The 24618-nt window shown below is 65.1% G+C and carries 27 protein-coding genes and 1 pseudogene; 14 read left to right on the top strand and 14 right to left on the bottom strand.

Annotated elements, in window-relative coordinates:
• The first annotated feature begins 49 nt into the window (after positions 1-49).
• The 4 genes from rhtB to IB234_RS04030 all read left to right on the top strand — a co-directional run bounded on the left by rhtB (position 50) and on the right by IB234_RS04030 (position 1687).
• Complete coding sequence (gene rhtB, locus IB234_RS04045) at positions 50-682, top strand: homoserine/homoserine lactone efflux protein (protein WP_192314220.1); 633 nt, start codon at positions 50-52, stop codon at positions 680-682.
• Position 683: 1 nt separating this feature from the next.
• On the top strand, positions 684-1133 hold the full coding sequence (locus tag IB234_RS04040; protein WP_192314217.1) for a YaiI/YqxD family protein: 450 nt from the start codon (positions 684-686) through the stop codon (positions 1131-1133).
• Positions 1134-1265: 132 nt separating this feature from the next.
• Positions 1266-1454, top strand: coding sequence for a hypothetical protein (locus IB234_RS04035; protein ID WP_192314213.1), 189 nt, complete (start codon positions 1266-1268; stop codon positions 1452-1454).
• A gap of 2 nt (positions 1455-1456) precedes the next feature.
• Positions 1457-1687 carry a hypothetical protein gene (locus tag IB234_RS04030; protein WP_192314210.1) on the top strand — a complete coding sequence of 77 codons (231 nt, stop codon included), beginning with the start codon at positions 1457-1459 and terminating at the stop codon, positions 1685-1687.
• Here the strand turns inward: IB234_RS04030 and rnk are convergent.
• The 4 genes from rnk to IB234_RS04010 all read right to left on the bottom strand — a co-directional run bounded on the left by rnk (position 1684) and on the right by IB234_RS04010 (position 3781).
• The gene (gene rnk, locus IB234_RS04025) at positions 1684-2091 is read right to left on the bottom strand and encodes a nucleoside diphosphate kinase regulator (RefSeq protein ID WP_192314207.1); all 408 of its coding nucleotides are present in this window, start codon (positions 2089-2091) and stop codon (positions 1684-1686) included. The genes IB234_RS04030 and rnk overlap by 4 nt on opposite strands.
• 119 nt (positions 2092-2210) lie before the next feature.
• Positions 2211-2414 carry a DUF1289 domain-containing protein gene (locus IB234_RS04020; RefSeq protein WP_192314204.1) on the bottom strand — a complete coding sequence of 68 codons (204 nt, stop codon included), beginning with the start codon at positions 2412-2414 and terminating at the stop codon, positions 2211-2213.
• On the bottom strand, positions 2386-2718 hold the full coding sequence (gene cyaY, locus IB234_RS04015) for an iron donor protein CyaY (RefSeq protein WP_192314200.1): 333 nt from the start codon (positions 2716-2718) through the stop codon (positions 2386-2388). Before cyaY ends, IB234_RS04020 begins: the two co-directional genes overlap by 29 nt.
• A gap of 10 nt (positions 2719-2728) precedes the next feature.
• Positions 2729-3781 (bottom strand): AraC family transcriptional regulator, encoded by a 1053-nt coding sequence (locus IB234_RS04010; protein ID WP_192314197.1) that lies wholly within the window; start codon positions 3779-3781, stop codon positions 2729-2731.
• A gap of 151 nt (positions 3782-3932) precedes the next feature.
• Between IB234_RS04010 and lptM the strand changes: the two genes are divergently transcribed.
• From lptM to IB234_RS03980, 6 genes are read left to right on the top strand one after another with little or no spacing between them, the layout of a single operon-like run.
• Positions 3933-4070: an LPS translocon maturation chaperone LptM gene (gene lptM / locus IB234_RS04005; protein WP_192314194.1), complete on the top strand. Its 138-nt coding sequence runs from the start codon at positions 3933-3935 to the stop codon at positions 4068-4070.
• Positions 4071-4079: 9 nt separating this feature from the next.
• Complete coding sequence (gene lysA / locus IB234_RS04000) at positions 4080-5327, top strand: diaminopimelate decarboxylase (protein WP_192314191.1); 1248 nt, start codon at positions 4080-4082, stop codon at positions 5325-5327.
• Between the two features lie 10 nt (positions 5328-5337).
• Entirely contained in the window at positions 5338-6168 is an 831-nt protein-coding gene (gene dapF, locus IB234_RS03995; RefSeq protein WP_192314188.1) for a diaminopimelate epimerase, read from the top strand.
• Complete coding sequence (locus IB234_RS03990) at positions 6165-6857, top strand: DUF484 family protein (RefSeq protein WP_192314185.1); 693 nt, start codon at positions 6165-6167, stop codon at positions 6855-6857. Before dapF ends, IB234_RS03990 begins: the two co-directional genes overlap by 4 nt.
• Positions 6858-6901: 44 nt before the next feature.
• A complete protein-coding gene (xerC, locus tag IB234_RS03985; protein WP_192314182.1) occupies positions 6902-7798 on the top strand; it encodes a tyrosine recombinase XerC in 897 nt (298 codons plus the stop codon).
• On the top strand, positions 7795-8490 hold the full coding sequence (locus tag IB234_RS03980; protein WP_192314179.1) for an HAD family hydrolase: 696 nt from the start codon (positions 7795-7797) through the stop codon (positions 8488-8490). Before xerC ends, IB234_RS03980 begins: the two co-directional genes overlap by 4 nt.
• A 58-nt stretch (positions 8491-8548) precedes the next feature.
• Here IB234_RS03980 and sutA read toward each other — a convergent pair whose 3' ends face one another.
• The 5 genes from sutA to glnK all read right to left on the bottom strand — a co-directional run bounded on the left by sutA (position 8549) and on the right by glnK (position 12580).
• Positions 8549-8881, bottom strand: coding sequence for a transcriptional regulator SutA (gene sutA / locus IB234_RS03975; RefSeq protein WP_192314176.1), 333 nt, complete (start codon positions 8879-8881; stop codon positions 8549-8551).
• A 96-nt stretch (positions 8882-8977) separates the two neighbouring features.
• Positions 8978-9403 carry a secondary thiamine-phosphate synthase enzyme YjbQ gene (locus IB234_RS03970; RefSeq protein WP_192315549.1) on the bottom strand — a complete coding sequence of 142 codons (426 nt, stop codon included), beginning with the start codon at positions 9401-9403 and terminating at the stop codon, positions 8978-8980.
• 142 nt (positions 9404-9545) lie between these two features.
• Positions 9546-10796, bottom strand: coding sequence for an ammonium transporter (locus IB234_RS03965; protein WP_192314173.1), 1251 nt, complete (start codon positions 10794-10796; stop codon positions 9546-9548).
• Between the two features lie 93 nt (positions 10797-10889).
• Positions 10890-12206 carry an ammonium transporter gene (locus tag IB234_RS03960; protein WP_192314169.1) on the bottom strand — a complete coding sequence of 439 codons (1317 nt, stop codon included), beginning with the start codon at positions 12204-12206 and terminating at the stop codon, positions 10890-10892.
• Between the two features lie 35 nt (positions 12207-12241).
• The gene (gene glnK / locus IB234_RS03955; protein WP_021700071.1) at positions 12242-12580 is read right to left on the bottom strand and encodes a P-II family nitrogen regulator; all 339 of its coding nucleotides are present in this window, start codon (positions 12578-12580) and stop codon (positions 12242-12244) included.
• Positions 12581-12995: 415 nt separating this feature from the next.
• On the opposite strand from glnK, the gene IB234_RS03950 reads away from it, so the two are divergent.
• From IB234_RS03950 to IB234_RS03940, 3 genes are all read left to right on the top strand, one after another.
• The gene (locus IB234_RS03950; RefSeq protein ID WP_192314166.1) at positions 12996-13256 is read left to right on the top strand and encodes an accessory factor UbiK family protein; all 261 of its coding nucleotides are present in this window, start codon (positions 12996-12998) and stop codon (positions 13254-13256) included.
• A gap of 34 nt (positions 13257-13290) precedes the next feature.
• Positions 13291-14787, top strand: a complete 1497-nt coding sequence (locus IB234_RS03945; protein ID WP_192314163.1) for a YifB family Mg chelatase-like AAA ATPase — start codon at positions 13291-13293, stop codon at positions 14785-14787.
• 114 nt (positions 14788-14901) lie between these two features.
• Positions 14902-16878 carry a BCCT family transporter gene (locus IB234_RS03940; RefSeq protein ID WP_192314160.1) on the top strand — a complete coding sequence of 659 codons (1977 nt, stop codon included), beginning with the start codon at positions 14902-14904 and terminating at the stop codon, positions 16876-16878.
• 52 nt (positions 16879-16930) lie between these two features.
• On the opposite strand, the gene IB234_RS24330 is transcribed toward IB234_RS03940, so the two are convergent.
• From IB234_RS24330 to IB234_RS03925, 4 genes and pseudogenes are all read right to left on the bottom strand, one after another.
• Positions 16931-17653 carry a methyl-accepting chemotaxis protein gene (locus IB234_RS24330; RefSeq protein ID WP_412547901.1) on the bottom strand — a complete coding sequence of 241 codons (723 nt, stop codon included), beginning with the start codon at positions 17651-17653 and terminating at the stop codon, positions 16931-16933.
• Positions 17654-17788: 135 nt separating this feature from the next.
• A pseudogene (locus tag IB234_RS24325) lies at positions 17789-18907 on the bottom strand (Cache 3/Cache 2 fusion domain-containing protein); the annotation flags it as partial.
• A 206-nt stretch (positions 18908-19113) separates the two neighbouring features.
• Positions 19114-19917, bottom strand: a complete 804-nt coding sequence (locus IB234_RS03930) for a gamma-glutamyl-gamma-aminobutyrate hydrolase family protein (protein WP_192314154.1) — start codon at positions 19915-19917, stop codon at positions 19114-19116.
• A 343-nt stretch (positions 19918-20260) separates the two neighbouring features.
• The gene (locus tag IB234_RS03925) at positions 20261-21187 is read right to left on the bottom strand and encodes a LysR substrate-binding domain-containing protein (RefSeq protein ID WP_192314151.1); all 927 of its coding nucleotides are present in this window, start codon (positions 21185-21187) and stop codon (positions 20261-20263) included.
• A gap of 136 nt (positions 21188-21323) precedes the next feature.
• Here IB234_RS03925 and IB234_RS03920 point away from each other — a divergent pair, with 136 nt between their 5' ends.
• Entirely contained in the window at positions 21324-22712 is a 1389-nt protein-coding gene (locus IB234_RS03920; RefSeq protein WP_192314148.1) for a NorM family multidrug efflux MATE transporter, read from the top strand.
• A gap of 1 nt (position 22713) precedes the next feature.
• Here IB234_RS03920 and IB234_RS03915 read toward each other — a convergent pair whose 3' ends face one another.
• Positions 22714-24387, bottom strand: coding sequence for a putative bifunctional diguanylate cyclase/phosphodiesterase (locus IB234_RS03915; protein ID WP_192314146.1), 1674 nt, complete (start codon positions 24385-24387; stop codon positions 22714-22716).
• Positions 24388-24618 lie beyond the last annotated feature (231 nt).

The raw sequence follows: 24618 nt of genomic DNA, 5'->3' as shown, positions 1-24618 counted from the left end.
GGAGTAGGCTGTACGGCCCGTCTCATCCGCTCTCTCCGAGGTATTCGCCATGGCTCTGGAAACCTGGCTCGCTTTCTTCGTCGCCTGCTGGGTGATCAGTCTTTCACCGGGAGCGGGCGCCATCGCCTCCATGTCCAGTGGACTGCAGTATGGCTTCGCCCGTGGATACTGGAACGCACTAGGCCTGCAAGTCGGCCTGGCACTGCAGATCGCGGTCGTCGCCGCCGGTGTCGGCGCCATCCTCTCCGCATCGGCCACTGCCTTCGCCGCCATCAAGTGGTTCGGCGTGGCCTACCTGGTCTGGCTCGCGATCAAGCAGTGGCAAGCCCTGCCCAGCAACATGGCTAGCGACTCCGCCGAGCGCCCTATCGGCCGCCCCTTAACCTTGGTACTACGCGGTTTTCTGGTGAACGCCAGTAACCCCAAGGCGATCGTTTTCATGCTTGCGGTGCTGCCGCAATTCATCAACCCGCACCAGCCCCTGCTGGCGCAGTACCTGATCATGGGCACAACCATGATCATCGTCGACATGATCGTCATGGCAGGTTACACGGGGCTGGCTTCCCGTGTGCTGCGCGCCCTGCACACGCCTCGCCAGCAGCGCCTGATGAACCGCACCTTCGCCGGATTGTTCGTCGGTGCTGCTGCGCTGCTCGCCACCGTGCGCCGCGCCGCCGCCTGAAATGCGCGTATGGATAGACGCGGACGCCTGTCCGCGCCTGGCCCGCGATCAGGTGGTGAAATTCGCCCTCAAGCGTGGCTTCGACGTGGTGCTGGTGGCCGGTCAGCCGGTGGCCAGGCCAAACTTCGCTTGCGTGAAGCTGGTGGTGGTCCCCAGCGGCCCGGACGCCGCTGATGATCACCTCGTGGAGCAAGCCCAGCCCGGCGATCTGGTCATCTGCAGCGACGTCCCACTGGCCGATCGGCTGGTGAAGAAGGGCATCGCCGCACTCGATCCTCGAGGTCGCGAGTTCGACGAGCGCAACATGGGGGAGCGCCTAGCCGTACGCAACCTCTTCACCGACCTGCGCGACCAGGGACAGATGGGTGGCGGGCAGTCGGCCTATTCGGACAAGGATCGCCAGTCCTTCGCCAACGCCCTCGATCGCATCCTTACCCGTCTCGCCAGATAAGGCATTGCCGGCCGGCAACACGCAGGGCACCCATCGATCCTGCTGATAGTTGGTAGTCCGATCACTCATTTTTCAATCGAATCGCCCTAGGCGAACCTGACGCCATTCCAGCATCCCCATCGGGAGAACGACATGGCCAGGCTCATTCGCAAACACGCAGACAGCGGCGCTCTGGCCGGCTTCGGCCTGTGCGCGATCGCCGCCAGCGTGCTGCTGAGTCTGGTTCTGGGCCTGGGCGGTGACCTGCGTGCGCAGAGCCACACGGCCAGTCTGCCGGAAGTGCTGCAGAACCTTCTCTCTGCCGTTCGGGTAGGGAGCTAGACATGCAGATGTCCCCATCCAAGGCCATGCTCCTGGCAATGTTACTGGCATTGATCAACGGCCCAGCCATCGCAGGTAACGGCAAAGTGTCCGGTGGTGGTGTCGCCCGCACCATCGAGAGCAATCAGAGCATGGCGCGCAACGTACAGCTGGAGGAGCAACTGCGGCGCGGCAGCGACACGCCACCTTGCCGTGAGCCCCGGCCGATGGCGGGGCGCTTCATTCTCGCCTAGCGCTGGTACTCGCCAGCGGCCTCAGGCTGGTACTCGACGGCCAGCAGGGTCAGCTTGAGCGCTTTGCCGCCCGGACCTGGCCAATCGATCTGCTGGCCAACGGATAGGCCAAGCAGCGCACAGCCCACAGGCGCCAGGATCGAAACCCGGCCTTCGCCGCCGGCGTCTTCGGGGAACACCAGCGTCAGGTGGTAATCCTTGCCGCTGCCCTCTTCACGGCAGTGCACCCGCGAATTCATGGTCACCACCCCGGCCGGCACCTCGTCATGGCTTACCACCTGGGCGCGTGCCAGCTCCGTTTCCAGAGCTTCGGCTGTGGGGCCGAAGTCCTCTAGGCTGTCGAGCAGGCGCTCGAGGCGCTGCAGATCGAGGCGAGTGATGATGATCGCGGGGGTGCTGCTCATGGCGTGGGTCTTCCTCCTTGGGCCAGATAAAGCAAAACCCCGCCCGAAGGCGGGGTTTTGAACGGTTAGTCAGCTTCGAATGAAGCTACCACAAGCAGGGCAAGAAGCAAGGCCGCAGGTCATGCATCGCCAGGCGGTGGATTCAGACGCCGCTGCGCGGCCTGGCAGATCTCACGTCGGCGAACGCCATCCGCCTTGCCCCACTCGAGTATCTCGGCAAGGCTGCGGCCGCAGCCCAGACACTGGTCGTGATCGTCCAGGCAGCACTGGCGACGGCAGGGCGAATCGACAACCTCAGAGCTCGTCGAACTCGAGGTCTTCACCGGCTTGCTCACGGGTCACCCGGTTCAGCAGCTCGCCCAGCGGCTCCTCGCTGGTGTCGCAGATCCACAGCGCCTGGGCTTCGTCGTAGTCGAAGTGAAAACCACCGGAACGAGCTGCTACCCATAGCTGACGCAGTGGTTCCTGGCGGCTGAGGATCAGCTGGCTGCCGTTCTCGAAGCGTACGGTGAGCACGCCAGCGGAGTTTTCCAGATCGAGGTCCAGGTCGCTGTCATCGAAAATGTCCTCCACGGCTTGCTGGGCAGCATCGACCAGATCGTGGAAACGGGCTTCGCTCAAACTCATCGCGGGATCCTCATGAATGAGCGGCGGAATCTAGCAGACTTTGCCGGTAGACGCCCGGACTCTGACCGGTCCAGCGGCGGAACGCCCGTGCCAGCGAGCCGGCCTCGCTGAAGCCGACCAGGAAGGCGATCTCCGCCAGTTCCAACGCAGGATCGCGCAGGTAGTGCAGCACCAGTTGGTGGCGCGTCTCGTCGAGCAGGCCACTGAACGATAGACCCGCCTCGCGCAGACGCCGCTGCAGGGTACGGGCACTGAGCTCGAGCGTCTGCGCCAGGCGCTCCAGATCGGCACCCTGCTCCGGTAGCTGGCGCGCCAGCTCGCGGCGAGCGCGATCCAGCACGCTATGACCCTGGTTGAGCTGGCCGAGCAGACGATCCGCGTGGGCGTCGAGCAGTTGCCGCAGCTGCGCGTCGGCCTGGCCCAGCGGCGTGGCCAGCAGGCGCTTGGGGAACACCAATGCATTGTCCGCCTGGCCGAACAGCACCGGGCAGCCGAAAATCCGCTCGTGTTCGGAGGTATCGGCCGGCGCCGCATGCTGGAAGCGCACCTCGGTTGGCGGGATCTGCAGGCCGGTGATCCAGCGGCCGAACGTCAGCCAGCCAGCCAGCGTCTCCTCGCTGTGCTGGCGCTGCTGCTCGCGCACCAGTGGCTCCCAGCTGTGCGCCACCTGCGGCTCCAGACCCTCGCGCGCCGGCTCCTCGTCCAGATCGACGCGCCCCAGGTTACCCACCAGAGCGGCGTAGCGAGCCTGGCGATGCAGGGCGTCGGCCAGCGTCGCGCAACTCATGATCAGGTAACCGAGCACGCCGTAGTAGCCGGGGCGCATGGCCTCACCCAGATGCAGGCCGAGGTTGGCATCGCCGGTCAGGCGCACACCCTCGCCCAGCAGTTCGAGGTAGGTGCTGACGGCGATGCGCTGGTCGCGCTGGGCGAGAATCGCCGGGCTCAGGTGCACCTTGGCCAGCAAGGCTTCGCTGGCGAAGCCCTGGCGGGCGAGGTAATCCAGCAGGCCTTGCAGGTAGGCGACCGAGACCGAGCTGGCGAGTGTGTCGGGGGCTTCCATCGAGACTCCGTTTTTAGCTCATGCTAGCCGCAAACGACCCGTTCCAGGCAAGCCCGGGGCGCCACCTGGCGGGCCCGCCGGGCGTACATAGGCAAGGCGGCGGGGGGTGGGTATACTCCGAACCATTCTCGATTTCGCAAAGGATTCCACCATGAAGCGCCTGCTGCTGCCCTTCATCGCGCTCGCCGTGCTCACTACCGCTCTCGCCGGTTGTGGCCAGAAAGGCCCGCTGTACCTACCCGACGATCAGAAAACGTCCGAAAAACGCGACAAAGACGTCTTCCTCTAAGGGGGTTCCATGCAAGCCTTTACCACCCGCGACGGGCAACTGTTCGCGGAAGGCGTGGCCCTGTCCGCCATTGCCGAGCGCTTCGGCACGCCCACATACGTGTACTCCCGCGCCCATATCGAGGCCCAGTACCGTGCCTATGCCGACGCCCTCGCCGGCATGTCGCACCTGGTGTGTTTCGCCGTCAAGGCCAACTCCAACCTGGGCGTGCTGAACGTCCTGGCGCGCCTCGGCGCCGGCTTCGACATCGTCTCCCGCGGTGAGCTGGAGCGCGTGCTGGCCGCCGGTGGCGAGCCCGCCAAGATCGTATTCTCCGGCGTCGGCAAAACCCGTGACGATATGCGTCGCGCCCTGGAAGTAGGCGTGCACTGCTTCAACGTCGAATCGGTGGACGAGCTGGAGCGCCTGCAGGTGGTCGCTGCCGAGCTGGGCAAGACCGCGGCCATCTCGCTGCGGGTCAACCCGGACGTGGACGCCGGTACCCACCCGTACATCTCCACCGGCCTAAAAGAAAACAAGTTCGGCATCGATATCGAGCAGGCGCCGGCCGTGTACGCCCGCGCCGCCGCGCTGCCAAACCTGCAGGTGGTCGGCGTCGACTGCCACATCGGTTCGCAGCTGACCACCCTGCCGCCCTTCCTCGACGCCCTTGATCGTCTGCTGGCGCTGATCGACCAACTGGCCACCCAAGGCATCCAGATCAAGCATCTCGACCTCGGCGGCGGCCTCGGCGTGCAGTACCGCGACGAGCAGCCACCGCTGGCCGGCGACTACATCAAGGCCGTGCGCGAGCGCATTGCCGGTCGCGACCTGGCCCTGGTATTCGAGCCGGGCCGCTACATCGTGGCCAACGCCGGCGTGCTGCTGACCCGCGTGGAATACCTCAAGCACACCACGCACAAGGACTTCGCCATCATCGATGCGGCGATGAACGACCTGATCCGCCCGGCCCTGTACCAAGCCTGGATGGACGTGACTCCGGTGCAGCCGCGCAACGGCGAGGCCCGCAACTACGACCTGGTCGGGCCGATCTGCGAGACCGGCGACTTCCTGGCCAAAGGCCGCGAGCTGGTGCTGGCCGAGGGCGACCTGCTGGCCGTGCGCTCGGCCGGTGCCTACGGCTTCGTCATGAGCTCCAACTACAACACCCGCGGCCGGGCCGCCGAGGTGCTGGTGGATGGCGAGCAGGCCCATGAAGTGCGTCGCCGCGAAACCCTGGCCGAACTCTACGCCGGCGAAAGCCTGCTGCCGCAGTGAGGGCGCGATCATGCTATTGCGCTTCACCAAGATGCACGGACTCGGCAACGACTTCATGGTCCTCGACCTGATCAGCCAACACGCGCATATCCAGCCCAAGCACGCCAAGGCGTGGGGCGACCGCCACACCGGCGTCGGCTTCGACCAGCTGCTGCTGGTCGAAGCACCGACCAGCCCGGACGTGGACTTCCGCTACCGCATCTTCAACTCCGACGGCTCGGAAGTAGAACAGTGCGGCAACGGCGCGCGCTGCTTCGCCCGCTTCGTGGTGGACAAACGCCTGACCGTGAAGAAGCAGATTCGTGTGGAGACCAAGAGCGGCGTGATCGAGCTGGACCTGCGCCCGGACGGCCAGGTCACCGTGGACATGGGTGCACCGCGCCTGGTCCCACAGCAGATTCCGTTCCAGGCCGATGCCGAGGAGATCAGCTATCCGGTTGAGGTGGATGGCCAGAGCCATCAGTTGGCGGCTGTGTCCATGGGCAACCCGCATGCGGTGCTGCGCGTCGACAGCGTCGACAGCGCGCCGGTACACACGCTCGGCCCCAAACTGGAACACCATCCGCGCTTCCCGCAGCGGGTCAATGTCGGTTTCCTGCAGATCGTCGATCGTAAGCAGGCACGCCTGCGCGTGTGGGAACGCGGTGCCGGCGAGACGCAGGCCTGCGGCACCGGGGCCTGCGCCGCCGCCGTGGCCGCCATCCGCCAGGGCTGGATGGACTCGCCCGTGCAGCTGGAGCTGCCGGGCGGCAAGTTGTCCATCGAGTGGGCAGGGCCCGACCAGCCGGTTATGATGACCGGACCCGCCGTTCGCGTGTACGAAGGACAGGTTCGTCTATGAGTGATCAGGATCAGCTCGTGCAACTCGACTCCGAGAGCGTCGCCGCGTACCTGCGACAGCACCCGGAATTCTTCGTCGACTACGAAGAGCTGATCCCCGAGTTGCGCATCCCGCACCAGCCCGGCGAGGCCGTGTCGCTGGTGGAGCGCCAGGTCAAACTGCTGCGCGAACGCAACATCGAGATGCGCCATCGCCTGTCGCAGCTGATGGACGTGGCCCGTGACAACGACCGCCTGTTCGACAAGACCCGCCGCCTGGTACTCGATCTGCTCGACGCCACCAGCCTGGAAGAGGTCATCGGCGCGGTGGAAGACAGCCTGCGCCACGAGTTCCAGGTGCCCTTCGTTAGCCTGATCCTGTTCAGCGAGACGCCGCTCGGCGTCGGCCGCTCGGTCAGCTCAGCCGAGGCTCACCAGGCCATCGGCGGCCTGCTCGGCGGTGGCAAGACCACCTGCGGCGTGCTGCGCCCCAACGAGCTGGAGTTCCTCTTTGGCGAGGAGCATGGCCAAGTCGGCTCGGCCGCCGTGGTCAGCCTCAGCCACCAAGGCCTGCATGGCGTGCTGTCTATCGGCAGCCCGGACCCGCAACACTACAAAAGCAGCCTTGGCACCCTGTTCCTCGGCTACGTGGCCGAAGTACTGGCCCGCGTGCTGCCACGCTTCGCCGCCCCGCTGCGTTCGGTGCGTTGATCCCGGGGCCGCCTGCGGCCCACCCGTCGTCTGCCGGAGTCGCCATGCAGAGCAGCCTCGACGCCTTTCTCGATCACCTGCGCCGCGAGCGCCAGGTCTCCGTGCACACCCTCGACGGCTACCGCCGCGACCTGCTGAAAGTGCTCGCCCTGTGCGAGAAGCACGCCGTCACCAACTGGGACGCCCTCGATACCCGCACCCTGCGCGCCATGGTCGCCCGCCTGCATGGCCAGGGCCAGTCCAGCCGCTCCTTGGCCCGCCTGCTCTCGGCGGTGCGCGGCTTCTATCAATACCTCGGCCGCGAAGGCCTCTGCCGGCATGACCCGGCTGGCGGCCTGTCCGCGCCCAAGGGCGAGCGCCGGCTGCCGCGTGCGCTGGATGCCGACCGCACGGCGCAGCTGCTGGATGGTGGCGTGGAGGACGACTTCATCGCCCGCCGCGACCAGGCCATGCTCGAACTCTTCTATTCCTCCGGCCTGCGCCTGTCCGAACTGGTAGGCCTGGATCTCGATGGCCTCGACCTGCCCGCCGGACTGGTGAGGGTGCGCGGCAAGGGCAACAAGGCGCGCGAGCTGCCGGTCGGGCGCAAGGCGCGCGAGGCCATGGAGGCCTGGCTGCCGCTGCGTGCGCTGGCCAGCCCGCAGGACGGCGCCGTGTTCGTCGGCCGCCAGGGCAAGCGCCTGACCCCGCGCGCCATCCAGTTGCGTGTGCGCCAGGCCGGCGTGCGTGAGCTGGGCCAGCACCTGCACCCGCACATGCTCAGGCACAGCTTCGCCAGCCATATGCTGGAGTCGTCGCAGGACCTGCGCGCCGTGCAAGAGCTGCTCGGCCACGCCGATATCGCCACCACGCAGATCTACACCCACCTGGACTTCCAGCACCTGGCCAAGGTCTACGACGGCGCCCACCCGCGCGCCAAGCGCAAGAGTGAATCCTCATGAACATCCGCCTGGTCACCTTCGACCTCGACGACACCCTATGGGACGTGGCCCCAGTAATGCACAGCGCCGAGGCGACGCTGCGTGATTGGCTGGCCACCGAGGCGCCGCGCCTGGGCCCGGTACCGATCGAGCACCTGTGGGCGATCCGCACCCGCCTGATGAGCGCCGACCTCGGCCTCAAGCACCGCCTCAGCGAGCTGCGCCGGCGCATCCTGCTGCATGCCCTGCTGGATGCCGGCTACCCCCAGGGCGAAGCCGATGACCTGGCCGAGCTCGGCTTCCAGGTATTCCTCGCTGCACGCCACCAGGTGCAGCTGTTCCCCGAGGTGCATCCGACCCTGGAGCGCCTGGCCATGCGCTACACCCTAGGGGTGATCACCAACGGCAACGCCGACGTGCGCCGCCTGGGCCTGGCCGACTATTTCCGCTTCGCCCTGTGCGCCGAGGAACTGGGCATCGGCAAACCCGACCCGCATCCATTCCAGATCGCCCTGCAGCGCGCCAATGTCGAAGCCGGGCAGGCTGTGCATATCGGCGACCACCCCGGTGACGATATCGCCGGCGCTCGCGCTTCCGGCCTGCGTGCCATCTGGTTCAACCCCCAGGGCAAGGCCTGGGAGGGTGAGCATACGCCGGACGCGCAGATCCAGAGCCTGGCCGAGCTGCCGGGGCTGCTGGAGCGCTGGGGCTGAACAGACGCTCATGAAAAAGCCCGCCGATTGGCGGGCTTTTTCATGGCGACAGCAGTCCTCAGATAGGACGGCTGCCGTACTTGCTGTCCGGCTTCTTGGGCGGATCAGCGACCACGTTGGGCTCGATCTCCTGCACCGCACCACCCCGCGAGAGGAACTCTTCCATGGCCTTGGCCAGGGCGTCGCGTTCCTTCTGCTTGGCTTCTACGCTGGGCAGCTCCTCGACTTCTTCGGCCGCTTTGGCCTTCTTCGATTTACCACCACCGGACGCCGGTGCGTCGCCGCCACCATCGTCCTCGCTGTCGTCGCCGGCGTCGGCTGCTTCCAGCTCCTCGCCATCGTCCTCGTCAGCACCTTCCAGGTCGTCCTGTTCCAGTTCTTCGTCGCTCATGTTCTACCTCATGACTTGCGCAGAGCAGGTTACTTATAGCCCAGCGACACGCATTGCAAAAATGCCGCTGGAAAAAATTATCGGCAGGTCGCGCCTTCAGCGCAGCTCGCCATGCAGGGTCGCCAGCACCCGGCGCGCGCCGCCATGGTCGCGGTGCTCGCCGAGATAGATACCCTGCCAGGTGCCGAGGTTCAACCGACCTTCACTGATCGGCAGACTCAGCTGACAACCAAGCAAGCTCGACTTGAAATGCGCCGGCAGATCGTCCGGCCCCTCATAGTCGTGCTCGTAACCTTCTGCACCCTGGGGCACAAGACGGTTGAAGAAGCGCTCGAAGTCACGTCGCACGGCTGCATCGGCGTTCTCGTTGATGGTCAAAGAGGCCGAGGTGTGCTGCAGCCACAGATGCAACAGCCCCACACGGTAATCGGCCAGCTCCGGCAGCGCCGCCAGCAGTTCATCGGTCACCAGATGAAAGCCGCGCGAACGCGCACACAGATTGATCAGACGCTGTTGCCACATCTCAGACACCCGCCGAATCCGTTGGCGGCGCATTTTAGAGCCAGTCGCCAGCCATTTCACCTAGCCCGAGCGGGATTTTTCCGTGTTGTCGACGGTTCCTCGGACAGGCATGAAAAAGGGCGCCGAAGCGCCCTTGTATTGTTCACTTGCGGGTGAACTCCGGGTAAGCCTCCATGCCGCACTCGGCGATGTCGACCCCCTCGTACTCGTCCTCCTCGCTGACACGCAGACCCATGACCAGCTGGATCAGCCCCCAGCCCAGCAGGCTGGCGACGAATACCCAGGCGAAGATGCAGGCCGCGCCGAGCATCTGCACGCTGAGGCTGGCACTGCTGTTGGTCAACGGTACCGCCAGCAGACCCCAGATACCGCCGGCCCCATGGACCGAGATGGCACCGACTGGGTCATCGATGCGCAAACGCTCGAGCATGAGGATGCTGAACACCACCAGCACACCTCCCACCGCGCCGATCAGCGTGGCCTGCAGGGCGCTCGGAGTAGCCGGCTCCGCAGTGATAGACACCAAGCCGGCCAAGGCGCCGTTGAGAATCATGGTCAGGTCGGCCTTGCCGAACAGGATGCGTGCCACTACCAACGCCGCCAGCAGACCACCCGAGGCAGCCAGATTGGTGTTGGCGAACACGGTAGCCACCGTGTTCGCATCCTCAATGCTGCTGACTTTCAGCTGGGAACCACCGTTGAAGCCAAACCAGCCGACCCAGAGAATCAGTGTCCCCAGCGCTGCCAGCGGCAGGTTGGCGCCGGGAATCGCATTGATCTGCCCCTGGTTGCCATACTTACCCTTGCGCGCACCGAGCAGGATAACCCCGGCCAGGGCGGCGGACGCGCCGGCCAGGTGAACGACACCGGAACCGGCAAAATCCTTGAAGCCCAAATGCTTGAGGAAGCCACCACCCCAGGTCCAGTAGCCCTCTATCGGGTAGATAACCCCACACATCACCACGGCGAAGGCGAGGAAGGCCCACAGTCGCATCCGTTCGGCCACGGCGCCGGAAATGATCGACATGCAGGTCGCCGCGAACACCACCTGGAAGAAGAAGTCGGCGCGCTTCGAATATCCCGGCGCATCACCACCACCGGCCGCTACCAGATCCCTCGCGTGCTCGTCGCCGATCAGGAAGCCGAAGTGGGGCAACACACCACCAGCGGCACCGCTATACATCAGGTAGTAGCCAATCATCAGATACATCACGCTAGCCAGGGCGTACAGCACGACGTTCTTGGCCAGGATCTCGGTGGTGTTCTTGGCCCTTACCAGGCCGGCTTCGAGCATGGCGAAGCCGGAGGCCATGAGCATTACCAAAGCGCCGCAGATCAGGATGTAGAAAGTATCCAGCGCATACTGGAGAGGAATCAGAGCCGTGCTTTCCATGAAGTACTCCGTTGTACCGTTGCACAGGCGCGCCGCCGTTGGCGCGGACAAAAAAACGCCCGGCGAACCGGGCGTCTGGTACAGCTTCAGGGCTTACAGGTTGTAGCCGCGCTCGTTGTGCTCGGAGAGGTCGAGGCCAACGGTCTCGGACTCTTCGGTCACACGCAGGCCCATCACCAGGTCGATGACCTTGAGAATGATGTAGGTCAGTACGGTGGTGTAGACGATGGTGAACAGCACGCTCTCGGTCTGGATCCACAGTTGACTGGCGATGCTCTCGAAGGAGCCGAAACCACCCAGGGACGGGGAGCCGAAGGCGCCGACCAGGATCGCACCGACGATGCCGCCGACGCAGTGCACGCCGAACACGTCGAGGGAGTCGTCGTAGCCCAGCTTGCGTTTCAGGCTGGTGGCGCAGAAGAAGCAGATCACACCTGCAGCCAGACCGATGACCAGGGCGCCGACAGGGCCCACGGCACCAGCGGCCGGGGTGATGGCGACCAGACCGGCAACCACACCGGAAGCGATGCCCAGGGCACTCGGCTTACCGTGGGTGATCCACTCGGCGAACATCCAGGACAGGGCCGCGGCGGCGGTGGCGATCTGGGTAACCAGCATGGCCATACCGGCGGTGTCGTTGGCGGCGGCAGCGGAGCCGGCGTTGAAGCCGAACCAGCCGATCCACAGCATGGCGGCGCCGATCAGGGTGTAGCCCAGGTTGTGCGGGGCCATCGGGGTGGTCGGGTAGCCTTTGCGCTTGCCCAGCACCAGGCAGGCCACCAGACCGGCGATACCGGCGTTGATGTGCACCACGGTGCCACCAGCGAAGTCGATCACGCCTTCATCCCACAGGAAGGCACCGTCGCCGGACCAGACCATGTGGCACATCGGGGCGTAGACCACGGTGAACCAGACAGCCATGAAGATCAGCATGGCGGAGAACTTCATGCGCTCGGCGAAGGCACCGACGATGAGAGCGGGAGTGATGATCGCGAAGGTCATCTGGAAGGTGATGAACACGCTTTCCGGGAACGCGGCGATCAGGCTTTCCTTGGTCAGATTGCTCAGGAATGCGTTGTTCAGGGTGCCGACGAAGGAATTCAGGTTGGTGACACCCTTCTCCATGCCGGTGGTGTCGAAGGCCAGACTGTAGCCGTAGACGAACCAGAGGATGCTCATCAGGCCGGTGATGGCGAAGCACTGCATCATCACCGAGAGAATATTCTTGGAACGCACCATGCCACCGTAGAACAGCGCCAGGCCTGGGATGGTCATGAATAGCACCAGCGCGGTCGCCGTCAGCATCCACGCAGTGTCACCGGAGTTGAGGACAACCTCGTCAGCCATGGCCAGGCCAGGGGTTACGAGGGACAAAAGGGCTCCTAGCCCTGCGATCTTACGCAGAGTCATGTGTTTTTCTCCTGGGGCGTGTTGGGTTCTGAGGCTTAAACTGCGTCGGTGCCGGTTTCGCCGGTACGGATGCGGATGGCCTGTTCCAGATTGACGACGAAGATCTTGCCGTCACCGATCTTGCCGGTGTTGGCCGCCTTGGTGATCGCCTCGATGACACGGTCCAGCTGGTCGTCGGCGATGGCGACGTCGATCTTCACCTTGGGCAGGAAATCGACTACGTATTCCGCACCGCGGTACAGCTCGGTGTGGCCCTTCTGACGACCGAAGCCTTTGACCTCGGTGACGGTGATGCCCTGCACGCCGATCTCGGACAGCGACTCGCGCACGTCGTCGAGCTTGAACGGCTTGATGATGGCAGTGACTAGCTTCATGAAAACTCTCTCCCGTTTTGATGGACTCGCCCCAGGAAAACGAACCCGGCTCAAGTCTAAGCGCAGTGTCTGGCTTTTGAAACGCATCGCCCGACCTGATATCCAGTCGATCCGATGCTCACCAACCGCATCCGGTGAGGCACTCCCCCGCCTCATCCTGTCCACCGGTACTGCATCGGTGCACGCGTCATGAGGTGTTAAGCAGAAAGCTTGCCAGCTATGCCAAAAGGCCACTTTTTCATGCGCTTAGGCCATTGCAGCCGGTGGAGCAGAGAGTTGACCAACAAGTCATTGCACAAAAATGGTGCACTCAGCGAACTGGAAATGATCAAAAATCGTGCGCTTGGCGCATGTCATGGCCAAAACACCCCCCGTGCTACACTGGCCGCCGCTCAACATAGGAAAAAATCCCCTCATGCTGCCGCCCAAAGCCATCCTCGATACGCTCGCCAGCCACGCCTCGCGCCTGTTCAGCGGCGAAAACCCGCTGCCGCGCAGCGAGCTTGAGGCGCAGCTCAAGGCTTTGCTGCAGAGTGCCTTCAGCAAGCTGGATCTGGTCAGTCGCGAGGAATTCGACAGCCAGATGACCGTACTCGCCCGCACCCGTGCCCGCCTGGAGGCCATGGAGGCCAAGCTGGCAGAGCTGGAAGCCCAACAGAAACCACCCGCCGAATAAGCCCCTCGGCGGGCATGTGATCAAGGAGTGATCCATGTCCCTGGCCATCGTCCACAGCCGCGCACAGGTCGGCGTAGAAGCGCCTGCCGTCACCGTCGAGGCCCACCTGGCCAACGGCCTGCCGAGCATGGCCCTGGTAGGCCTGCCGGAAACCGCCGTCAAGGAAAGCAAGGACCGCGTGCGCAGCGCGATCCAGAATTCCGGCTTTGAATTCCCGGCCCGCAGGATCACGCTCAACCTGGCACCCGCCGACCTGCCGAAAGATGGCGGCCGCTTCGACCTGGCCATTGCCCTCGGCATCCTCGCGGCAAGCGCACAGATTCCCGTCGATTCTCTGCAAGCGCTGGAATGCCTCGGCGAACTCGCCCTCTCCGGTGAACTGCGCCCGATACGTGGTGTGCTGCCAGCCGCCCTGGCCGCGCGCGCGGCAGGGCGCATTCTGGTAGTACCAAAAGCCAACGCCGAAGAGGCCTGCCTGGCCTCCGGCCTGCAGGTACTGGCGATCAATCACCTGCTGGAAATCGCCGCGCACCTCAATGGACAGACACCGCTAGCGCCGTACCAGGCCGACGGCCTGCTGCGCACCACGCCGGATTACCCGGACCTGGCCGAGGTACAGGGCCAACTGGCCGCCAAGCGAGCCCTGCTGATCGCTGCCAGCGGCGGCCACAACCTGCTGCTGAGCGGCCCACCTGGCACCGGCAAGACCCTGCTGGCCAGCCGCCTGCCGGGGCTGCTGCCGCCGCTGAGCGAAGATGAGGCGCTGGAAGTCGCTGCCATTCATTCGGTGGCCAGTCTGGTACCGCTGGAACACTGGCCACAGAGACCCTTTCGCACGCCTCACCACAGTGCCTCCGGCCCGGCACTGGTTGGTGGCGGCGGACAACCGCAACCCGGAGAGATCACCCTGGCCCACCAAGGGGTTCTCTTCCTAGACGAGCTGCCTGAGTTCGACCGCAAAGTCCTGGAGGTCCTGCGTGAGCCACTGGAGTCGGGCAGCATCGTGATCGCCCGTGCTCGCGACAGGGTGCGCTTCCCCGCGCGCTTCCAGCTCGTGGCCGCGATGAACCCTTGCCCGTGCGGCTACCTCGGCGACCCCAGCGGCCACTGTCGCTGCACGCCGGACCAGGTACAACGCTACCGCAACAAGCTCTCCGGCCCTTTGCTCGACCGCATTGACCTGCACCTGACCGTGGCCCGCGAGCACACTGCGCTCGGTGCGCCACCCGACACCAACCACAGTAGCTCTCAGATCGCTGCCCGCGTGGCCATGGCTCGCCAGCAGCAGAATGCGCGCCAAGGCTGCGCCAACGCCTTTCTTGATCTCACTGGCCTGCGCCAGCACTGCGCACTGCTCACGGAGGACGAGCGCTGGCTGGAACAGGCCGCAGAACGACTGCGGCTGTCCTTGCGCGCCACCCATCGCTTACTCAAGGTCGCACGCACCCTGGCTGACCTGGAGGGCGCCGCCTGCATCGCTCGCCCGCACCTGGCCGAAGCCCTGCAGTACCGCCCGGCCAGCGGCACATGACACACACAAATCTATCGATCCTCAATCAATCAGAGATTTGCGCTATCGATTCATGCTAGAATGCGCGGCCTTCCGCCCTTGGCGGCCCATCCGATAACAAGGAGAGCTAGCTCAATGGAGGCAATTGCGTCTTCCCGATCCACCCTCAACCCGCCGGTCTTCTTCGGCTCCTCCGTCCTCATCCTCGCTCTGGTCCTGTTCAGCGTGCTGTTCCAGGAACCCACCCAGGCGCTGTTCAATCACCTGCAGAGCTGGATCATCGGCCACCTCAGCTGGGTCTACGTCCTCTCCGTCGCCCTGATCCTCATCGCCGTAGTGTTCCTCGCCGTCAGCCGCTATGGCGATATCAAACTCGGCCCCGACCACAGCGAGCCCGACTACAGCCGCACCACCTGGTTCGCCATGCTGTTCTGCGCCGGCATGGGCATCGGCCTGATGTTCTTCGGCGTCGCCGAACCGGTGATGCACTTCGTCACCCCGCCGGTAGGCGAAGGCGGCACCGTGGCCGCTGCTCGCGAAGCGATGAAGATCACCTTCTTCCACTGGGGCCTGCACGCCTGGGCGATCTACGCCATCGTCGCGCTGATCCTCGCCTACTTCTGCTTCCGTCACGGCCTGCCGCTGACCCTGCGCTCGGCGCTCTACCCATTGATCGGCGAACGCATCCACGGCCCCATCGGCCACGCCGTGGACATCTTCGCCATCCTCGGTACCGTGCTTGGCGTCGCCACCTCGCTGGGCATCGGCGTCACCCAGATCAACTCCGGTCTCAATCACCTGTTCGGCGTGCCGATCAGCGTGCCGGTGCAGATCGTCCTGATCATCGGCACCACCGCCCTGGCCACCGCCTCGGTCGTCAGCGGCCTGGATGTCGGTATCCGCCGCCTGTCCGAGCTCAATCTGGGCCTGGCCGTGTTGCTCCTGCTGCTGGTGATGGTGCTAGGCCCCACTGTGTTCATCCTGCAGACCTTCGTGCAGAACACCGGCGGCTATCTCTCCAACCTGGTGAACACCACCTTCAACCTGTACGCCTACGAGCCGAACGACTGGATCGGCGGCTGGACCCTGTTCTACTGGGGCTGGTGGCTGGCCTGGTCGCCCTTCGTCGGCCTGTTCATCGCGCGCATCTCGCGCGGGCGCACGGTGCGCGAGTTCGTCACCGGGGTGATGCTGGTGCCGACCGCCTTCACCTTGCTGTGGATGACCGTGTTCGGCGACACCGCCATCCACATGATCCTGATCGAGCGGGTCGACGGCCTGGCCGAGGCGGTGAACGCCAACTCCTCACTGGCGCTGTTCGCCTTCCTCGAACACTTCCCCTTTGCCTCGGCCCTGTCGCTGATGGCCATCGTCATGGTGGTGGTGTTCTTCGTCACCTCGGCCGACTCCGGTGCCATGGTGGTGGACATGCTCGCCTCCGGCGGGGCGGACCGCACGCCCGCGTGGCAACGCATCTTCTGGTCCAGCTCGATGGGCCTGGTGGCCATCGCCCTGCTGCTGGCCGACGGCCTCAAGGCCCTGCAAACCGCCACCATCGTCAGCGCCCTGCCCTTCACCCTGGCGCTGATGTGCGCCATCTGGGGACTGTTCAAGGCACTGCGGCTGGACGCCACCAAGCGCGGCATCCGCTACCAGGCGCTGAACACCTCACGCCCGCCGCCACGCCACGCAGGTGGCTGGCAACGCCGATTGCGCAACCTGATGATGTTCCCTCGGCGCGCCCATGTGGTGCGTTTCCTGGCCGAGGTCGCCAGGCCGGCGCTGGAATCGGTGGCGGAGGAACTGCGCAAGCAGGGTTGCCCGGTGCAGGTGGATGATGGCGCCGACGGCCGCGTGCGCCTGTTACTCGGCACACCGGAAGCGGCGGAGTTCATCTACCAGATCCGCCCCCGCGCTTACGTCATGCCCGGCTTCGCCCTGGTTGGCAGCCAGGAGGACAGCCGCGAGGAGCGCAAATACTTCCGCGCCGAGGTGCATCTCAAGGAGGGTGGCCAGGACTACGATGTGATGGGCTGGAGCCGCGACGACCTGATCGGCGACATCCTCGACCAGTACGAGAAGCACATGCACTACCTGCACCTGGTGCGCTGAGACGAAAAAGCCCGGCATTGCCGGGCTTTTTCTTTCCTCGGAACACACGCCCTTATTGGAAGCGGCTGACCTCGCGCTGCAGCTCCTCGGCCAGGCGATCCATCTCACGGGCGGTTTCGGCCAGGTTGGCCACCACTTCGCGCTGCTCGCTGTTGGCCAGGGCAATGCTCTGCAGGTTGCTGCTGAGCAGGGTGGCAGTGCTGCTCTGCTCCTGAGTCGCCGTGGTGATGGCGGCAAACTGCTCACCGGCCTCATTGGTCTGCTCGGCGATCTGCGCCAGCGCAGCCGCCACCTTGGCGTTGCGCGCCAGGCCTTCCTGCATCAGCTCCTGACCCTGCTCCATGGTGCGAATGGCGCTGGCGGTTTCTTCCTGGATGCTGCCGATCATGGTCGAGATCTCGGTGGTCGCCTCGCGGGTACGCGCTGCCAGGTTGCGCACCTCATCCGCCACCACGGCGAAACCACGGCCCTGCTCGCCTGCGCGGGCCGCCTCGATGGCCGCGTTGAGCGCCAGCAGGTTGGTCTGGTCGGCGATGGCGGTGATCACACCGACGATGCCGCCGATTTCCTGGGAACGCTGGCCGAGGGTGTTGACCACGGTAGCGGTGCCGTCGAGGGAGACAGATATCTGCTGCAACGCCGCCGACGCCTCGTCCATCGACGCGCGGCCGATGCGAGTCTGCTGGGCGTTGTCGTTGGCCAGTCGCTCGGTATTGCGCATGTTGTCGGCGATGTTCTGCGCGGTGGCGCTGAACTCTTCCACCGCCCCGGCCATGCTGCTGATCTCGCCAGACTGCTGCTCCATACCTTCGTAGGCACCACTGGACAGCCCACTGAGGATCTGCGAGCGACTACCGACCTGCTGCGCCGCGCTGCGGATGTGCGCAACCATGGTCGCCAGCGCCTCGCCCATCTGGTTGAAGCCACGCGCCAGCTCGCCAATCTCGTCATTGCTGGTCACCTGCGAACGGGCGCGCAGATTGCCCGCACCGAGGGCCTGAGCCTGGTCCACCAGCTCATCCAGCGGGCGCAGGCGACGGCGCAGCAGTACGATCACCGCAGCCACCGCCAGCACCATGGCTGTCAGGCTACCGAGCGCCAGCTGGCCGCCGACACTCCAGGTCACCTCGCGAATCTCTTCCTTGGGCATGTTCGCCAGCACCTGCCAGGGGCCGTCGGCAAACGGCGCGGCAACGCTGAAGAAGTCCTGCTGGCCGTCGCTCCAGAAGTGTCCCTCGCCTGGCTGGTTCAGCAGCCCCTGCAGACGATCACCCACGGCATCGGGGCGTTGCACGCCCGCCGGCGGCACCAGCCACTTGCCTTGTTCGTCGAGCAACGCCAGCGAACCGCTGCGGCCGATACGGAAGCGGCCGAGGTCGGCGAACTGGGCGTTCTGCGCATCGGTGTAATCGAAGCCGACGAACAGCACGGCATTCACCTGACCGCTGCTGTCACGCACCGGCGTGTACTGGGTCATGTAGAAGCGCTCGAACAGCAGTGCCCGGCCGACGTAACTCTGGCCGGCCAGCAGGCGCTGATAGGCCGGGTGGGCGTGATCGAGCACGGTACCAATGGCGCGGTTGCCGTCCTGCTTGGTCAGCGAGGTGGTGATGCGCACGAAGTCGGCGCCGTCGCGGACGAACACCGTGGCCACACCGGCGGTGAGGTGGCGGAACTCATCGACCAGGGTGAAATCGTTGTTCAGCGCCTGGCCGTTGAGGTACAGCGCTGGCGGGTTGAGGCCGGCAACCGGCACGCGCTCGTCGCTATGAACGGACAAGCCGCTAGCGAAGCGCTGCTCGAACAAGCCGGCGAGGCGGCTGGTGCTCTCGCGCAGGGTGCCGTGGAAGGTGGTGAGCTGGTCGGCGAGCAGACGGGCCTCGCTGGCCAGGTGCTCTTCGCGGGTGGTCAGGCTGGCCTGATCCAGGGAACGCAGGGCGAACAGGGTACTGCCGCTGATAAGCAGGATCAGGAGTATCGCCAGGGCAACGGCAAGCTGCCAGGCGATACGGGACCTGGGCTGGGACATGATCAGTCTCTCCGGACATATTTTGGGATGCACGCAAGGGAGCGGGATCGCCGTCAGCCCTCGAAGGGCGGAGAGAATACCTGATCAAACAGCTAGGAAATTACATAAAGACGGCAAAATGCCATCAGATCTGATCAACGGTTGAGCAAAATAGAACTTTTCAGTCAGATCCCGGCCGAGACGCCATCACGCCTCGGCCGCATCGTTCAGCTGACCAGGTCGAAGCTCACGCCTGCCTGGCGCTGGCGGCAGGCCTCACCGAAGGCCTCGAAGATCTTCACTGACACCGGGTTCTGCGCAGCCCGCCATTCCGGGTGCCACTGCACAGCGAACAGGAAGGGCGACAGGCTCGGCGCATGGTAGGCCTCGACCAGGCCGTCCTCGGCATAGGCCAGCGGCTCCAGCCCCTTGGCCAGGGTCTTCACGCCCTGACCGTGCAGGGAGTTGACGCCAACCTCTTCACTGCCCAGCACCTTGGCCAGCCAGCTACCCGGATGGATGCGCACCTTGTGTGCCTCGGCGTACTGCACGTCTACCGGGTCATCGGTGTTCTCACGGTGGTCGTTGAAGCCGGGCTCGGCGTAGAGCTTCTGGTAGATGTCGCCACCCAGCGCCACGTTGATCTCCTGCATGCCGCGACAGATGGCGAAGATCGGCAGGCCGCGAGCGATAGCCGCCTTGATCAGCGGCAGGTCGAACAGGTCGCGGTCGCGGTCCTGAGCCTTCTCAGGCGTGAGGTTTTCCTGGCCGTACAAGGCCGGATCGATGTTCGAGCCGGCACCGGTCAGGTACACGCCGTCCGCCATGTCGAGGTACTGCTCGAGGTCATCGGTACCGCAGCAGGTAGGCACCAATACGGGTACGCAGCCGGCGATCTCCACCAGCGGCACGATGTATTTATGGGTCATCACCTGATAGTCGTGGCCCTTGCGCTCCTGGGCGCCCATGGACATCAGCACGACGGGTTTGCGTTTGGCAGAAGAGGACTTGGCACTGTTGTTATTGGACATACGTCACCTTGGGGCAGATCGGGTCTGCCGTTGCTGTGCAGGGTGGTCGGGAGATCGACGCACTACCTGTTTGGCACGGTTCCGTCTGTCGGCGGCGTAGCAGGGCCTCGCCTGGAGGCATGGGAGTGGGAGGTAACGGACCTCCCGCGACGGCCGCATAACAGTCGAACCGCCGGCACAGTCTCCTCAGGCGCGTAAAATATGTCAAACATTTCAACGCAGCCCCATCAAGAAACAGACAAGGCCACCGGCCTACAGACGGCAATAACAGGACGCCAACCCTTGCCAGGCCACGCTCTGCCACAGGAACAAGGTCCATTATTTTTTACGCTTGTTGTATCCCTCAGCGGGCGATCCGCTCCACCGCCGGCATACGCATCTGCTCGACCTCGGCCAGAAGATAATCGCGCAACCGGCACAGTCGCTCCTCGCCACGCCGGCCCTTTGGCCAGACCAGGTGATAACTGTCGCCACTGGCCACGGCACTGGGCCAGGGCAAGCCCAGGCGACCCTGGGCAACATCCTCGGCGACCATCACCAGATCACCGATCGACACGCCATAGCCCCGCGCGGCCGCGACGATGCCCAGTTCCAGGGTGTCGAACACCTGGCCGCCGCGCAGCAGCACCTGTTCGTCCAGGCTCATGGCTTGCAGCCAGCGCCGCCAGTCGCGACGGTCCGGAGTCGGGTGCAACAGTTCGGCCGCCTGCAACCGGGCCAGGTCCCAAGGGCCGTCGACCGTCGCCTCCGGCGCGCAGACCGGGATCAGCCACTCGGCGAACAGTTCGACGCTCTCCCACTCGGCGGGGAAGACGCCGCCACTGCTGAGCAGCACCGCACAGTCGAAGGGTTCCTGGTGGAAATCAACCTTGTCCACATCCATCCAGGCGCTGGTCAGTTGTACCTCGATGTCGGCATTGAGCAGGCGGAAGCGCGACAGGCGTGCCAGCAGCCAACGCATGGTCAGGGTCGACGGCGCCTTCAGGCGCAGGGTGGCGTCGTCGGTGCTGAGCACATTGCAGGCACGCTCCAGAGCATCGAAGCCTTCGGTCACGCCGGGCAGCAGCAGGTGCGCGTTCTCGCTCAGGCGCAGGTGGCGGCCGGACCGCTCGAACAGGCGGCAGCCGAAGTGCTCCTCCAGGGTGCGGATATGCCGGCTCACTGCGCTCTGGGTAATGGCCAGCTCCTCGGCGGCACGAGTAAAGGAGGCATGCCGGGCGGCGGCCTCGAAAGCGCGCAGGGCGTAGAGCGGCGGCAAACGGCGGGCCATGCGAATCACCTATGAGTATTAGTCATGAATGCCATCGCTATTTTCCTTTTGTGCGATGCCTCATGAGTCTTGAGAATTGCGCAATTCTCGGCCTCTTCTGGCCACCCGGACAAGTCTTCACTGAGCTTTACTCATCATGCCGCAAGCCATTCGCCACGAGCTGGTCGCCCTCTATCGCCTCGCTGGTCCGCTGATCGCCGCTCAACTGGCCCATGTGCTCATGGTGTTCACCGACACCATCATGATGGGCATGCTCGGCCCCGAGCAGCTGGCCGGGGGCGCCCTCGGCGCCACCTGCTACTACATGCTGTCGCTGTTCTGCGTCGGCATGGTGGCGGCGGTGGGTAGCCTGGTCGCCATCCGCCACGGCGCAGGCGACTCTCAAGGTGCCACACGGCTGCTGCAGAACGGCTTGTGGCTGGCCCTGCTATTGGGCATCGGCGGCGCCCTCTGCCTGCGCTCCCTGGGCCCGTTGCTACCGCATCTGGGCCAGCAGCCCGATGCTGCCGCGCGGGCGATGGAGTTCCTCGGATCGCTGGCGCTGGCATTGCCCGGCTACCTGGTCTTCATGGCTCTGCGCGGCTTCACCAGCGCCATCGGCCATCCCGGCCCGGTGATGACCATCGGTATCGTCGGCGCGATCGCCAACTTCGTCATCAACTATGCGTTGATCAAGGGCTGGTTCGGCCTACCCAGCCTGGGCCTGGGCGGCATTGGCATGACCACCGCCCTGGTCAGCAGCGGTATGGCCCTGGCCCTCGCGCTGCACATCCTGTATGCGCCGGCCTACCGTGACTATGCGCTGCTGCGGGGGCTGCTGCGCCCGCAGCGGACCGAGATGGGTGCACTACTGCGCCTGGGTCTGCCGATCGGCGGCACCTACGCTGCCGAACAGGGCATGTTCACCTTCGCAGCCCTGTGCATGGGCGCGCTCGGTAGCGTGCAGCTGGCCGCACACCAGATCGCCATCCAGGCAGTGACGCTGGCGTTCATCCTGCCTCAGGGTCTGTCGTATGCCGTGACCTTCCGTGTCGGCCAGCACTACGGTGCCGGTCGGCCTGCCGATGTGCGTCGCGCCGGGCACCTGGGCATCGCCAGCGGCGCCTGCTGCATGCTGCTCTTCGCGCTGCTGTTCTGGCTGGCGCCGGAGCCCGTGGTAGGGCTGTTCGTCGACCGCTCCGACCCGGCCTTCGCCGAGGTGGTCACGCTCGCCGTGAGCCTGCTGGCGGTCGCCGCCGTGTTCGAGCTGTTCGACGGCACCCAGAGCATCGCCATGGGCACCATCCGTGGCCTGGGTGACGGCAAGACCACCCTGCTGGTCGGCCTCGGCTGTTACTGGCTGATAGGTATTCCGCTGGCCTGGACCCTAGCCTTTCCGTTCGGCTGGGGCGCCCATGGCGTGTGGTGGGGGCTGGCAGGCGGGCTGGCCTGCGCGGCTCTTGGCCTGACCCTTGGTTTCGAGTGGAAGACCACATGCATGCTGCGGCCGCGGGCGACTCCGACCGGCGAGGTATGCCTACCCTGACTCAGGAAGGCATGCCGGACAGAAGCGGCTGGCGCATGCCGAAGACCAGGAAACGGGCCAGGTCGGCCAGAGGCAGCGGCTTGCTGATCAGGTAGCCCTGCACCTGATCGCAGCCGAACTGACGCAGTAGAGCCAGTTGCTCGGCGTTCTCCACACCTTCGGCGACCACTTCCAGGTGCAGGTTGTGCGCCAGGTTGATCATCGCCCGCACCAGTTGGCGGTTCTCGGCACGCTCACCCATGCCGGCGACGAAACTCTTGTCGATCTTCAGCAAGGCGATTGGAAGGTTGTTGAGGTGCACGAAGGACGAGAAGCCGGTACCGAAGTCATCCAGCGAGAAGCGCACGCCAAGCCGGCCGAGGGCCTGCATGGTCTGGCGCACCTGCTCGCTGCGGCGCATCACGGCGGTCTCGGTCAGCTCGAACTCCAGCCATTGCGCATCCACACCGCGTTCCTCGATCAGGCGGCCGAGGGTGGTCAGCAGTTGGCTGTCCTGGAACTGGCGGAACGACAGGTTGACTGCCATGTGCAGCGCCGGCAGACCACGCCCACGTAGCCACTGCATATCGCGCAGCGCGCGGGCGATGACCCAGTAGCCAAGCGGCACGATCAGCCCGCTCTCCTCGGCCAGCGGCACGAATTCGTCCGGTCCGAGCAGACCACGCTCGGCGTGGCGCCAGCGCACCAGCGCCTCCAGGCCGACGATGCGCCCGCTCTGCAGGCACAGGCGCGGCTGGTAATGCAGCTCCAGCTCATCACGGCGCAGGGCTCGACGCAGCTCCGCCTCCAGGTCGGCCATGCTGCGCGCGCCACGATGGATGCGCTCGTCGTATAGGTGATAGGTGCAGCCCTGGGCAGCCTTGGCCTGCTGCATGGCAATGTGCGCATGCCACAGCAACGGATCGGCACCCTCACCGGCGCGGGAGTGGGCCAGGCCCAGGCTGCAGCCAAGCAACAGACTCTCGCCGTCCAGCCAGTAAGGCTCGGACAGGGCCTCTGTGATGCGCTCGGCCAGGCGCTCGGCACGCAGCGGATCGCGACGGGTATCGACCAGCAGGGCGAACTCATCGCTGCCCAGGCGCGCCAGGTCGTCACCGGCCTCCAGCTGGGCCTTGAGTCGCGTCACTACCTGTAGGATCAGACGGTCGCCAGCCTGGTAGCCGAGGGCATCATTGACGTGCTTGAAGTTATCCAGGTCGAGATGACCGAGGGCCAGGCCACGCCCCTGGTACTCCGCCAGACGCGCGGCCAGCAGGGTCTGAAAGCCCTGGCGGTTGGCGATGCCCGTGAGCGGGTCCTGCTCGGCCAGACGCTGCAGGGTGTTCTGCAGGCGGGCACGCTCGCCGGCATAGCGCAGGCAACGGCGCAGCAGGTCGACGCTGAGGTGGTCGCGCACCAGCCAGTCGTAGACATCGGCCGGCGCCTCCGCAGGCTCGTCTTCGAGCAGCAGCACCGTCGGCAACGAGCAGCGGCCTGGGGCCGGCTGGCAGGCGGGGGTGGTCAGCAGCAGGCCGCAACCACCATCGTCGAACAGGCTGCTGGCAGCTTCCCAGGAGGGCGCGGTGATCAGCGGAAATGCGCCACCCATGGCCTCGAGCCGCGCACGCAACAAAGCCGCCCACTCCGGCCTTTCGGCCAGCAGGACCAAGCGCATGGTTTCGACGTGCGCGGACAAATGACTTCCCCAAGGTCAAGAAACAGACATACCCCGTCTGTGTGCGCCGTTTTCGGCGTCTCTTTCTGCCTGTCCCTGTGCAGATTTCTGCGCATCCTCCCGGAAAGACATAGCAGCGACAACAGGGGGTAGGTGGAACTATCGTACATCATCTTTAAAAATAGTGACTTATCACACAATCCTGAGGCTTTTTGTAGGGAACTCACCCCGTCGGACAACAGTCTGCATCCC

Origin of the sequence: Pseudomonas sp. PDM16 (genome assembly GCF_014851865.1) — a bacterium.
In the GTDB taxonomy this organism is placed as follows: Bacteria; Pseudomonadota; Gammaproteobacteria; order Pseudomonadales; family Pseudomonadaceae; genus Aquipseudomonas.
The sequence above is the reverse complement of the archived record's forward strand: the minus strand, read 5'-3'. Positions and strand labels throughout refer to the sequence as shown.